This is a genomic window from Janthinobacterium kumbetense (assembly GCF_023703445.1).
Classification (GTDB): Bacteria; Pseudomonadota; Gammaproteobacteria; order Burkholderiales; family Burkholderiaceae_D; genus Janthinobacterium; species Janthinobacterium kumbetense.
This window is the reverse complement of the sequence record NZ_JAMQGR010000024.1, coordinates 1-12,203: the sequence shown is the minus strand read 5'-3', so window position 1 is coordinate 12,203 and position 12,203 is coordinate 1. Positions and strand designations below refer to the sequence as shown.

General features: G+C 64.0%; 11 protein-coding genes. 7 read left to right on the top strand and 4 right to left on the bottom strand.

The features are described 5' to 3' along the window. The 3 genes from NCG91_RS27645 to NCG91_RS27635 form a co-directional block, all read left to right on the top strand. On the top strand, positions 1-460 hold a 460-nt coding region (locus tag NCG91_RS27645), incomplete at its 5' end, for a thiamine pyrophosphate-dependent enzyme (protein ID WP_251352004.1). A gap of 135 nt (positions 461-595) precedes the next feature. Continuing rightward, the gene (gene pta, locus NCG91_RS27640; protein ID WP_251352028.1) at positions 596-1,597 is read left to right on the top strand and encodes a phosphate acetyltransferase; all 1,002 of its coding nucleotides are present in this window, start codon (positions 596-598) and stop codon (positions 1,595-1,597) included. Between the two features lies 1 nt (position 1,598). Beyond that, positions 1,599-2,360, top strand: a complete 762-nt coding sequence (locus NCG91_RS27635) for a TSUP family transporter (protein ID WP_251352026.1) — start codon at positions 1,599-1,601, stop codon at positions 2,358-2,360. Here NCG91_RS27635 and NCG91_RS27630 read toward each other — a convergent pair. Next, positions 2,357-3,754, bottom strand: a complete 1,398-nt coding sequence (locus NCG91_RS27630; protein ID WP_251352024.1) for an RtcB family protein — start codon at positions 3,752-3,754, stop codon at positions 2,357-2,359. The two genes, NCG91_RS27635 and NCG91_RS27630, sit on opposite strands and share 4 nt — an antisense overlap. A gap of 446 nt (positions 3,755-4,200) precedes the next feature. On the opposite strand from NCG91_RS27630, the gene NCG91_RS27625 reads away from it, so the two are divergent. From NCG91_RS27625 to NCG91_RS27615, 3 genes are all read left to right on the top strand, one after another. Continuing rightward, positions 4,201-5,088 carry an RNA ligase family protein gene (locus tag NCG91_RS27625; protein WP_251352023.1) on the top strand — a complete coding sequence of 296 codons (888 nt, stop codon included), beginning with the start codon at positions 4,201-4,203 and terminating at the stop codon, positions 5,086-5,088. Further along, entirely contained in the window at positions 5,085-6,224 is a 1,140-nt protein-coding gene (locus NCG91_RS27620) for an AAA family ATPase (protein WP_251352021.1), read from the top strand. The genes NCG91_RS27625 and NCG91_RS27620 overlap by 4 nt, the downstream gene beginning before the upstream one ends. A 220-nt stretch (positions 6,225-6,444) precedes the next feature. Then, positions 6,445-7,353 (top strand): NAD(P)H-binding protein, encoded by a 909-nt coding sequence (locus NCG91_RS27615; protein WP_099664796.1) that lies wholly within the window; start codon positions 6,445-6,447, stop codon positions 7,351-7,353. Positions 7,354-7,356: 3 nt separating this feature from the next. Here NCG91_RS27615 and NCG91_RS27610 read toward each other — a convergent pair whose 3' ends face one another. The 3 genes from NCG91_RS27610 to NCG91_RS27600 are packed head-to-tail and all read right to left on the bottom strand — an operon-like array spanning position 7,357 to position 10,934. After that, positions 7,357-9,087: a cobaltochelatase CobT-related protein gene (locus NCG91_RS27610; RefSeq protein WP_251352019.1), complete on the bottom strand. Its 1,731-nt coding sequence runs from the start codon at positions 9,085-9,087 to the stop codon at positions 7,357-7,359. Then, positions 9,084-10,058, bottom strand: a complete 975-nt coding sequence (locus NCG91_RS27605; protein ID WP_251352016.1) for an AAA family ATPase — start codon at positions 10,056-10,058, stop codon at positions 9,084-9,086. The genes NCG91_RS27610 and NCG91_RS27605 overlap by 4 nt, the downstream gene beginning before the upstream one ends. Before the next feature lie 39 nt (positions 10,059-10,097). Further along, entirely contained in the window at positions 10,098-10,934 is an 837-nt protein-coding gene (locus NCG91_RS27600; RefSeq protein ID WP_369811606.1) for an IclR family transcriptional regulator, read from the bottom strand. 224 nt (positions 10,935-11,158) lie between these two features. On the opposite strand from NCG91_RS27600, the gene NCG91_RS27595 reads away from it, so the two are divergent. After that, the coding region (locus NCG91_RS27595; protein ID WP_251352031.1) for a sulfoacetaldehyde acetyltransferase at positions 11,159-12,203 on the top strand (1,045 nt) is incomplete at its 3' end.

Sequence of the window (12,203 nt, the reverse complement as noted above, 5' to 3'; positions counted from 1 at the left end):
TTGCGGCTACGCGTTTCCGACGATCATCGGCGCCAAGGTTGCTGCACCGCACCGTCCGGCCGTGTCGTATGCGGGCGACGGCGCCTGGGGCATGAGCTTGATGGAAACGATGACGTGCGTGCGCCACAACATTCCCGTCACGGCCGTGGTGTTCCACAACCGCCAGTGGGGTGCGGAAAAGAAAAACCAGGTGGATTTCTACAACCGCCGCTTCGTCGCCGGCGAGCTCGACAACCAGAGCTTCGCGGAAATTGCGCGGGCCATGGGCGCCGAAGGCATCACGGTCGACAAGCTGGAAGACGTGGGTCCGGCCCTGAAAAAGGCCATCGACATGCAGATGAATGAAGGCAAGACCACCATCATCGAAATCATGTGCACGCGCGAGCTGGGCGACCCGTTCCGCCGCGATGCGCTGAGCAAGCCGATCCGCCACCTGGACAAGTACAAAGACTACGTGTAATCAGTCTGCCCGATCCTTGTATGACCCCGGCTTGCCGGGTTTTATGTGCCGGAATCATGTTTCATGTCTCATGTCTCATGTTTCATGTTTCATGCTTCCATGGTTCCGGCATTTTTTTACCGAATTGGAGTCGCCATGAAAGCCCTGCACCGCATCATCGCGCAAGCCCGCGCCGTGCCGAAAAACATCGTCTTGTGCGAGGGCGGCGACGTGCGCGTGCTGCAGGCGGCCGCGCGGGCGGCCAGCGACGGCCTGGCGCACATCACCATCGTCGGCAAGCCGGCCGCCATCCTGGCCCTGGCGCGCGAACAGGCGCTGGACCTGGATGCCGTGCGCCTGGTCGACCCGGAAACGTCCGACGAGTCGGAACACTATGCCCAGCAATTGTTTGTGCTGCGTCAAGCCAAGGGCATGACGGTGGAGCAGGCGAGGATCGCCGTGCAAGATCCCTTGTGCTACGCCAACCTGATGGTGCGGCTGGGCGACGCGGACGGTTGCGTGGCGGGCGCCGTGCACACGACGGCCGACGTGGTGCGCAGCGCCATCCAGATCATCGGCGTCGATCCGGCCTTCAAGCTCGTGTCGAGCTTTTTCCTGATGATGCTGTGCGAACCGTTCCACAGCCTGAAGGGCGGTTTCATCTTTTCCGACTGCGCCCTCGTCGTCGACCCGAAGGCGGAGGAATTGGCCGACATCGCCATGGCCGCCGCCGACAGCGCGCAAGCCTTGCTGATGGAAGAGCCGCGCGTGGCCATGCTGTCATTTTCCACCAGCGGCAGCGCCCACCATGCGGCCGTCGACAAGGTGCATGCGGCAACGGACCGGGTCAAGGCCCAGCGTCCGCTGCTGGCCATCGATGGCGACGTGCAGCTCGATGCGGCCATCGTGGCCGAGATTTCGCAAAGAAAAGTCAAGGATTCCGTCGTCAACGGCCGCGCGAACGTGCTGGTGTTCCCGAACCTGGACGCGGGCAATATCGGCTATAAATTGGCCGAACGCATGGGCGGCGCCGTCGCCATCGGCCCCTTGCTGCAAGGCTTGAAGAAACCCGCCAACGATCTGTCGCGCGGTTGCTGCGCCGACGACGTGTATAACGTGATTGCCGTCACGTCCGTGCAGGCCCAGGGTGGGCGCTGAGTTGTTCAGCTTGCCCGTGCTGGCGCTGCTGGGCGTGGTGGCGGCAGGCACGTATTTCCAGACCGTCACGGGTTTCGGACTGGGCATGATCGTCATGGGCGTGGCCAGCGGCCTGGGCCTGGCGTCCGTGCCCGCGCTGGCGGCCCTCGTCAGTTTGTTGTCCCTGGCCAATTGTCTCGTGGCCTTGCCGGGCGCCTTGCACCACCTGGACTGGCGCGCCATCCGCGCCGCCAGCATCGGCTTGCTGCCGGCCATGGCGGCCGGTGTCTTGCTATTGGGATACCTGGACCAGGCGTATGCGCCCATCCTGAGACTCTTGCTGGGCGCGGCCATCGTGTATGGCGGCGTCAGCATCCTGCTGCAGGCGCCGCCGGGACCGGGCGCGGCCGACAAGCGCAGCTTTTTCATCAGCGGCGTGTGCGGCGGCCTGTTCTCGGGCCTGTTTTCGCTGGCGGGACCGCCGCTCGTGTACCAGTTTTATCGCCAGGAAATGAGTCTGACCACCATCCGCTACAGCCTGATCTTCCTGTTCGCCCTCAGCGCGGGCGGGCGCTCGCTGATGGCGGGCAGCCAGGGCCAGCTCGATGCGAAAGTATTGCTGCTGTGCACGCTGGCCTTGCCCGTGGGCGTGCTGGCCACGATGGCCGGCAAGCGCTATCCGCCGCCGATCGCCCAGCGCGGCATGCGCCGCATCGCGTTTGCCGTGCTGACCGCCATCGGCATTTCGCTGATGGCGGCGGCCGTGCCGCAATTGCTGCGCTAGGCCTTGAACGTCAATAAAGGTTTCAGGCGGGCCACCGATTGCAGCAAGCCCGCTTCCTCCTGCGCGGCGATGACGGGACCGATCTTTTTATACGCCATCGGCGCTTCCTCGACGCGGCGCTCTTCGCGCAAAGTCACGCACTGGAACGCCATTTCGTCGCCGCCCACCGTGGGCCGCATGGCGCGCATGGCCTGGCGGCGGATGCTGCGTCCCGCGCCGTGCGAGCACGACCACAGCCAGTCGGGATTGCCCATCCCCGTTGCCACATAGGAATAATCGCCCATGGAACCGGGGATCAGCGCCAGGTCGCCTTCGCGGGCGGGCGTGGCGCCCTTGCGGTGGATGTTCATGCCGTGCTCGCGCAGGATGACGTTGTGCGGCACGTCCACCACCAGGCGGGATTGATCCTGCGCAAACACCTGCGCCAGGCTGTCGCGCACCAGCTCGGCCAATACCATGCGGTTGACCCAGGCATAGCGCGACGCCACACCCATGGCGTCCATGTATTCGCCGGCCAGTTCGCCCGTCAAGCCGTACAGGCCGGACTTCGGGTGGCGCACGCCTGCCGGCCACGCTTCTTTGGCACGGTCCATCCAGCGGCTGCCGACAAAAAATCCCACGTCGCGGCTGCCGCTGTGGATCATGACGACCACTTCGCCGGGCACCAGTCCGTGCCGGTACGCGGCATGGCGGTCCATGACGGCATCGACCAGCTGGATTTCCACGAAGTGGTTGCCCGATCCCGTGGTGCCCAGGCTGGGGTCGCGTATCACTTCGCGCGTGCCCACCAGCGCTTCGGGCGCATGGCGCAAGCCGCCGCCCAGTTCGCGCAAGGCGATGCAATCGTCGAGCTCGCGCAGCAAGCGCTGCTTGTCGACCCGTGGCCACAAGCCATCATTGTGCAGGCTGTCGATGAACGCTTCCGGCCCCACGTCGAACAGGGCGGCAAACGCTTTCGAGCGCAGCGGCACGTTGCGGCCGTCTTCCAGCAGCACATGTTTGAGCTTGGCGAGCAGTTGCGGCTTGCGCGCCTCGAACTGCGCCAGGGTCAAACCCGTCGTGATCAGGCGCATGCCGCAGGCGATGTCCGTGCCGGGGATGGCGGGAATCACCATGTCGGGGCTGGTGGCAACGATGCTGCCTACAGGGGCGATGCTGCCCGGGTGAAAGTCGGGCGTGGCGCAGGCCTTGCACACATGGCCATCCTGGCCCGGCACGGCGACGGCGGCAAACTCCATCAGCTGGCGCACGGCTTTTTCCTCGAGGGGAAAGTTGTGGGGCAGCAGCACGGACGCCTGCGCGTGCGGATTGCTGAGTGTATAAATGCCGTCGGCATAGGCGACAGCGATGCCCTGGCGGCGCAGGGCTTTTTGTAATCTGGATAGGGGAAACACGATTCTGCTCCGGAAATAACGAATGCACGGCCTTTTTGCAAGGGCCATGTTTGTTTTCCACGCAGCAGCGACAGGAAGTGCCGCCAGCTTAGCAAACTTTGTGCGGATTGCAAAGCCTCCGGCCCCGGCAGTGCGCGCAAGAGGGCGCACGATACGCGGAGCCACTTGCAAAATAATCAAACAGCCTTTATATTCGCGGTTCTTTCTCGAACCTCTTCCTTATTGGAGCCAAAAGTGCCTCGCTTCTTCGCCATCACCTGCTAACGCTGACGAAATGCTCTCTGCAGCATCGTTCGGCGCGTTGACGCCCCCGATTGCTGCGGCACTGTTTTTGCTCCTTCCGCACACGTATCCGAGACGCTAGTCTCGATCGTCCACGCCCGAACACGTCGTCAGCACCCCTGACCCTGTATGGACACGCCCCGGTGAACGCGGCGTGGGACGCTATGTTTTTACAATCTTTGCCCTTATTCAAATACCCGCGCACGCCGCACCTGGAAGGCTCGCGCCTGCAGGATGGCGACGACGGTTCCGACCAGATGCCCCTGAAAAAGCTGGCTGGCCAGTACGTCGTCATCGAGGAAAAAATCGATGGCGCCAACTCCGCCGTGTCGTTCAGCGACGCGGGCGAGGTGCTGCTGCAGTCGCGCGGCCATTACCTGGCGGGCGGTGGCAGCGAACGCCAGTTCAACCTGCTCAAACCGTGGGCGCATGCGCATGAACACGCCTTGCTGCACCTGCTGGAAGATCAATTTGTGCTGTTTGGCGAATGGTCTTACAGCAAGCATTCCGTGTTTTACGACCGCTTGCCCCATTACTTCAACGAGTTCGACGTGTATTGCCGCCGCACGCAGATGTTTTTATCGACGGCGCGCCGCCACGCCATGCTGGCCGGCTCGCCCGTGCTGTCCGTCCCCGTGCTGTACGCGGGATTGATGCCGACTTCGCCCAAGCAGCTGTGGCTGCTGCTGCGCCATTCGCTGGCCAAGTCTCGCCTGTGGCGCGACGCTTTCGAAGGCGTGGTGGCGCGCGAACGGCTGCCGCTGGACCTGTGCTGGAGGCAGACGGACAAGTCCGACCACGCGGAAGGCTTGTACCTGAAAGTGGAAGACGACGAGCAAGTACTGGCCCGCTACAAGCTGGTGCGGCATGACTTTACGCAAACCATCCTCGACAGCGGCTCGCACCACAGCACGCGTCCATTGATCCCGAATCTGCTGGCCGAGGGCGTCGACCTGTACGCGCCGCAGCCGCTCGTCACGTGGGAGAGCCTGGGCTTGCACACCTGCCAGTCGCTGGACGAACTGGCAATATTTTCAAGGAGTACTAGATGAACTGGAAACAGTTACAACAACTGGTGCCGTCGGCGGGCCAGTCGCCCGATTTCAACGCCTGCCTGGCCGCCTTCCCGCAGCTGGAATTGGCGAAGACGACGCCGCAAAACCCCGTGTACCACGCGGAAGGCGATGTGTGGACGCATACGATGATGGTGGTGGAATCCCTGCTGGCCATGCCCGATTACCAGCAAGCCACGCGGGCACAGCAGGAAATCGTGTTCCTGGCCGCCTTGCTGCACGACGTGGCCAAGTGCAGCACCACCGTGATCGACCCCGTCACGGGCGCCATCGGTCAGCCCGGCCACTCGCGCAAGGGCGCCCTCGATGCGCGCATCGCCCTGTGGGATGGGGACGTGCCGTTTGCCGTGCGCGAGGAAATCTGCCGCCTGATTAATGTACATCAAGTGCCCTTCTTCGCGCTGGAAACCTCGCGGCGTGGCGTCACGCCCGAGTTCACCGTGCGCGAACTGTCGTGGCAAGTCGATATCCATTTGCTGGCCATGCTGGCCGAGGCCGATATCCGCGGCAGGATCTGTCCCGATCCGCAGCGCATTTTAGATGCCATCGAGCTGTTCCGCGAACTGGCGCGCGAGGAGGGCTGCTATGGCCAGCGCCGGGTGTTTGTCGACGATCACACGCGCGTGAAATATTTTCGCGGCGCCGAGGCGCATCCCGATTATTCCCTGTTCCAGGAGCCGGGCTCGCACGTGATCGTCATGTCGGGCTTGCCCGCGTCCGGCAAGAATACGTGGGTGGAGAAGCACCATCCGCGCCTGCCCGTCGTCTCCTTCGACGATGCGCGCATCGCCTTGGGCTTGAAGCACGGCAAGAACGAAGGGCAGGTGGGCGACTATGCGGAAGAGCGGGCGCGCGAGCTGCTGCGCAAGGGTGAACCGTTCGTGTGGAACGCCACGCATCTGTCCAAACTGATGCGCGAAAAGACGCTCAACCTGCTGTACAAATACCATGCGCAGGTGGAACTCGTGTACCTGGAGCAGCCGCGCAAGGAGCTGCTGCGGCGCAACGGCCAGCGCGACACGTCGCTCAGCAACAAGAAGTTGCAGTCGATGCTGTGGAACTGGGAAATTCCGCTGCCCATGGAAGCGCATGCCGTGCGGTACTGCGTCGACTAGCCCTGCCGCCGTCAAGCGCCATCGAAAGCGCTTGACCAGGCGGGCGCCACGCGCCATGGTGGGCGCATGACACTTGTTTTCCCTTCTTTCCTGTAAGCCTGCCGCAGCTTTGCCCCGCAAGGGGCGGGCCGCCGCATGGCCGCCTTTGATTCCCCTACATCATCGTCGCGCGTTGCCGCCCCATCCGGGGTGCGCCTGCGCGCGCCACAAGGAAAAGAACATGAAAACAATGCATCTCGCCGTCGCCGGCGCTTCCGGCCAACTGGGGTCCCTCGTCGTCAATGAACTCATCGGGCATCGCGCCGGCCGGCCCGGCATGGCGCTCACGGCCATCACCCGCACGCCAGGGCGCCACGCGGCGTGGCAGCAGCAGGGCGTCGGCGTGCGCTGCGGCGACTTTGACCAGCCGCAAGGCCTGGCTAGCGCCTTCCACGGCGTCGAGCGTTTGCTGTTGATCAGCACGAATACCCTCGACGGCACGGGCCGCCGCGTGGCACAGCACCGCCATGCCATCGAGGCGGCGCGCCAGGCGGGCGTGGCGCATATCGTCTACACCTCGTTCCTGCAGCCGCAGGAGGGCAAGCGCTCGCTGCTGAACGACGATCACCGGGCCACGGAAGCGCTGCTGGCGGACAGCGGCATGGCCCATACGATCTTGCGCAACGCGTTTTACCAGGATTTGCTGCTCGTGGTGCTGGGCACTGCCGCCGTGGATGGCCGGCTGCAAACGGCCATGGGAACAGGTCATGTGTCGTACGTGGCGCGCGAAGACTGCGCGCATGCGGCGGCTGCGGCGCTATCGGATGGCTATCCTGGCAGCCGCATCCTGGACATCACGGGGCCCGCCGCCCCCGATGCGCCGGCGCTGGCCGCCATGGCCGCCTTACTGTCTGGCAAGCCTGTCGAGGTCGTGAATCTCGATGCGGAGGAACGGGCGCGTCATTTCATCGCCACCGGCATGCCGGCGCCGATGGCGCAGATGCTGGCAGGCATCGAGCGCTGGCTGGCCACCGATGCCATGCACATCGTCAGCGACGATTATCGCGCGTTGACGGGACGGCAGGCGTCGCCCGTGCCAGCCTTCCTGCACGCGCATCGCCGCCAGTTGCTGGCGCTTCCGCCGGCATAGCGGCTACTTTTTGCGTCCACCGAGCAACTGCGCGATCTCGCTGAACAGCTCATTGTTCAGCGAGGCGGGCAGGGTGGTGGCCAGGCTGCGGCTGTAGTAGGCGCCCAGATCCAGGCCCAGTCCCAGCCCGCAGATTTCCACGGCGCCCTGCGCTTCGCGGCGCGCCACCACTTGCTTTAAATGTTGCGCCAGATAAAACTCGTCGTTGGCCAGGTTGGTGGCTGTATCCATCGGGCAACCGTCGGATACGACGAGCAAGATGCGCCGCCGTTCCGGGCGCGCCAGCATGCGCGTGCACGCCCAATCCACGGCTTCGCCATCGACGCCTTCGCGGTACAGGTCCGCTTTCAGCAGGGCCGCGATGTCGGGCCGCGCGCGGCGCCAGCTCGTGTCGCCATCCTTGAAAACCATGTGCACCAGTTCGTTCAAGCGGCCCGGCTGGGCGGGCGAGCGGGCGCGCATCCAGTCGCGCTTGACTTTCCCCCCGTTCCACGCGCCCGTCGTAAAGCCCAGCAACTCCGTGGCGATGCCTGCCTGGTCCAGCGCGCGCAGCAGAATGTCGAGCAGCACGGCCACGGATTCCGCATGCGTCTTCATGGAGCCGGAGCAATCGACGAGGAAGCTGACGAGGCAATCGGCTTGCGGCAGGAATTGTTCCTTGCGGAACAGCCGGCGTTCGGACGGGGAACTGATCAGCTGAGCCAGGCGGTGCCCGTCGATATAACCCTCTTCCTCGCCGAACGACCAGCCGTCGCGTTGCGGCACGGCCAGCAATTGCGTGAAACGCCGCGCCAGGCGGGCCGTGTTGATGCCCAGGCTGGCGATGCGCGCATCCATGCGTTCGCGGTATTCGAGCAACAGGGCGCGGCGCACCAGTTCGCCCGCTTTTTCTTCGCGGTCATATGCCGTGGAGTACGCCTTGTAGGCGCCTTGGCCATCGCTGAAGGTGCGGCTGTCGCCCAGCGGCGCGGCATCGGGCACGTGGTCGTTGTCGCTGTCGAAATCGAGCAGCAGCTTGAAGGCCGCCTGCGCCCTGGCGTCGCCCGCCTCGTCCTGGTCGCCTTCGCGCTTCGCCTGTGCCTCTTGCAGCATGGCGTCGACGGCGTGGGCGATGGTCTGAGCGTGGCGCGCAAAGGCCGCCTGGTCCGTTCGGTGGCGGCGCAAGCCCGCCAGGTCGCCGCTCAGTTGCGAAGACACGGACCAGCGCGTGGCCTCGATGAAATCTTCCGTCTTTTCCAGCACGGGCCTGGCCGTCAGGCGCGACCAGCACATCTGGAACACCGTGTACAACAGCAAGCCCGACGCGCCTTCGGCCAGGCCGGAATCGTAGAACGCGTGCGACCAGGCCGTGAAACGGTGGCGCAGGTTGTGCGCCACGCCCGCATGTTGATCTGGCGCAAGCGTTTCCACCCTGAGCTGTTCCAGCAATTCGAAGACGAGCCGCGCCACGGGTGCCAAAGGGCACAGGGCCTTGTGCAAGGCGGCGTCCGTGTGCAGCAGGCGCAGGGCTACGCTGTCGGCCGCGCCGCGCAGCGACGGCAAATCCTGCAGCGCGGCATCGGGCTGCAGATGGGCGGAGTGGATGGGCAGCGGGCGGTGGCCGTCGTGCAGGCGCCGGCCCCGGTAGCGGATGGAGGCAACGCCGCTCAGCGCGCGGATGGCGCCCGCGCACAACTCGTCCGTTTCCTGCTGCTCGCGCGTGTAGGGCGCAGGCGCGGTCGTTTCCGTGCTCATGCCTGGCTCGCCAGCAATTCCTCATTGAAACAGCGCTGGTAATACTCGGCCACCATGGGGCGCTCGGCCTCATCGCATTTGTTGAGGAAGGACAGGCGGAAGGCCAGCGCCGGGTCGCGGAATATCTGGCAATTTTCCGCCCAGGTAATCACCGTGCGCGGCGACATCAGGCACGCCAGGTCGCCCGCCGCATAACCGTGGCGCGTCAGGCTGGCCACGGCCACCATGGCGGCTGCCAGCTGGCGGCCCGCCTCGTCGTTCATGGAAGGGACCCTGGCCAGCACGATTGCCGCTTCTTCCGCCTGCGGCAAATAGTTCAGGGTGGCAACGATGTTCCAGCGGTCGATCTGCGCGTGATTGAGCACTTGCGTGCCGTGGTACATGCCGTTCAGGTTGCCGAGTCCCACCGTATTCGACGTGGCGAACAGGCGGAAGTGGGGATGCGGCGTGATGACCCGGTTCTGGTCGAGCAGGGTGAACTTGCCGTCGCGCTCGAGGATGCGCTGGATGACGAACATCACGTCGGGACGGCCCGCGTCGTACTCGTCGAAGATCAGGGCCACGGGGCGCTGCAGCGACCAGGGCACGATGCCTTCCTGGAATTCCGTCACTTGCTGCTGTTCGCGCAGCACGATGGCGTCCTTGCCGACCAGGTCCAGGCGGCTGATGTGGCCGTCGAGGTTGACGCGTACGCAAGGCCAGTTCAGGCGCGCCGCCACCTGCTCGATGTGCGTGGACTTGCCCGTGCCGTGCAAGCCCTGCACCATCACGCGGCGGTTGTGGCTGAAGCCGGCGAGTATCGCCAGGGTCACATCCTTGTTGAAGCGGTAGGCGGGATCGATGTCGGGCACGTGCGGATCGCGTTCCGTGAAGACGGCTACGAGCAGGTCGCTGTCGATGTGGAACAGGCTGCGCACGGACTGCAAGGTTTGCGCCGCTGCGGCGGGGGGATGTTGGCGTGAATCTGGCACCTTGTTCTCCTGTGAAACCGCAGCGGGGGCGCTACGGGGTTATGAATTACCTGCCTGCAATGCGTCGTCGTCCCCGCCCGTCGTCGGCATGGTTTCCGATTCGATGGCGGCCAGGGCTTGCGCGGCGCGTTGTAATGCTGGCAAGAAATGTAAAGCCTTGTCGTGCGTCAAACGGATGATGGGCGCCTGGATGGCCACGGCCAGGTTCGAGCGGCCGTTCGGGTTCGGCACCAGCACGGCCACGCACAGCAGGCCGGGCAGGAATTCCTCGTCGTCCAGCGCATAGCCGTTGCGGCGCACCAGTTCCAGTTCGCGTTCCAGCTTGACGGGGTCCGTTTCCGTCTTGTCCGTAAAGCGCGTCAATTCCATGTGGCCCAGCAGGCGGCGCCGTTGCACGGGCGTCATTTGCGCCAGGAACAGCTTGCCGCTGGACGAGCAGTGGGCCGGCACCCGCGAACCGGGATGCAGGTAGAAGCGCAGCGGGGCCGCCGTTTCCACCCGGTCCAGGTACACGACTTCGCTGCCGCTGAAGGCCGTCAGGTTGCAGCTTTCGCCCACTTCCTCGACCAGCTGGCGCAAGACCATGCGGCGGGCGCCATGGAAAGTGTTGTTAATCAGTAGGTTCGATGCGAGGCGGCGCAGGCGCACGCCCGTGCTGTAGTGGCGGCCATCGCTTTCGCGCTGCAGCACGCCCACGCTTTCCAGCTGTTGCAGCATGCGGTGCAGGGTGGGCTTCGGCAAGCCCGTTTCTTCCACCAGCGCTTGCAGCGACAGCAACTGGTCTTTTTCGGCAATCACTTCCAGCAAGGCAAACAAACGCATCGTGGGCGTGTCGCCTTCCAGTTTTTCCGGCTCAAGTTTTGGGGATGAAATCATGTCCATGGTGGCCTCGGTTGGGTAGCTCTGAGTGTGACGTCAGCTTATTTCATTTTCGAACTCAAATTGTACCGTTTCCTTGAAAATCTGTTTGACTTTTGATTGCCGAACGCTTAAATTGAATTGTATATCAAATTTCGGAACAAAATATACCGATTTTTGATAAATTAATTGATAATTCGCTGCACTTCATCACCACAGACCAGGAGACACCCATGAATGACATGACCGAGCAAAAAGCCGCCGCCGCAGCGGCCATCCCCACCGGCCCGCAAAAGATGACGCCTTCCGAAGCGTTCGTGGAAACCCTGGCCGCCAATGGCGTGACCGACATGTTCGGCATCATGGGCTCGGCCTTCATGGACCCGATGGATATCTTCGCCCCCGCCGGCATCCGATTGATTCCCGTCGTGCACGAGCAGGGCGCCGGCCACATGGCCGACGGCTATGCGCGCGTTTCGGGCCGCCACGGCGTCGTCATCGGCCAGAACGGCCCCGGCATCAGCAATTGCGTGACCGCCATCGCCGCCGCTTACTGGGCGCATACGCCCGTCGTCATCATCACGCCGGAGACGGGCACGATGAGCATGGGCCTGGGCGGCTTCCAGGAAGCGAACCAGTTGCCGATGTTCGAGGAATTTACGAAATATCAAGGCCACGTGACGAATCCCGCCCGCATGGCGGAATTCACGGGCCGTTGTTTTGACCGCGCCATGTCGGAAATGGGCCCGACGCAATTGAACATCCCGCGCGACTATTTTTATGGCGAAATCAAGGCGGAAATCCCGAAACCGAACCGCCTGGATCGTGGCGCCGGCGGCGAACAAAGCCTCAACGATGCGGCGGAGCTCCTGGCCAAGGCCAAGTTCCCTGTGATTATCTCGGGCGGCGGCGTCGTCATGGGCGAAGCCATCGAAGAATGCAAGGCGCTGGCCGAACGCCTCGGTGCCCCAGTCGTCAACAGCTATCTGCACAATGATTCCTTCCCCGCCAGTCACCCGCTGTGGTGCGGCCCGCTCGGCTACCAGGGTTCGAAAGCGGCCATGAAACTGATCGCCCAGGCCGACGTCGTCGTGGCCCTCGGTTCGCGCCTGGGCCCGTTCGGCACCTTGCCGCAGCACGGCATGGATTACTGGCCGAAAAACGCCAAGATCATCCAGATCGACGCGGACAACAAGATGCTCGGTTTGGTCAAGAAAATCTCGGTGGGCATCTGCGGCGACGCCAAGGCCGCCGCCAAGGCCATCCTGTCCCGCCTGGACGGCAAGA

Bases quoted from the DNA above. Each gene is read 5' to 3' on its own strand.
- NCG91_RS27600 (WP_369811606.1), bottom strand. From the start codon at position 10,934: ATGATTTCATCCCCAAAACTTGAGCCGGAAAAACTGGAAGGCGACACG.
- NCG91_RS27620 (WP_251352021.1), top strand. From the start codon at position 5,085: ATGAACTGGAAACAGTTACAACAACTGGTGCCGTCGGCGGGCCAGTCG.
- pta (WP_251352028.1), top strand. From the start codon at position 596: ATGAAAGCCCTGCACCGCATCATCGCGCAAGCCCGCGCCGTGCCGAAA.
- NCG91_RS27615 (WP_099664796.1), top strand. From the start codon at position 6,445: ATGAAAACAATGCATCTCGCCGTCGCCGGCGCTTCCGGCCAACTGGGG.
- NCG91_RS27610 (WP_251352019.1), bottom strand. From the start codon at position 9,087: ATGAGCACGGAAACGACCGCGCCTGCGCCCTACACGCGCGAGCAGCAG.
- NCG91_RS27625 (WP_251352023.1), top strand. From the start codon at position 4,201: ATGTTTTTACAATCTTTGCCCTTATTCAAATACCCGCGCACGCCGCAC.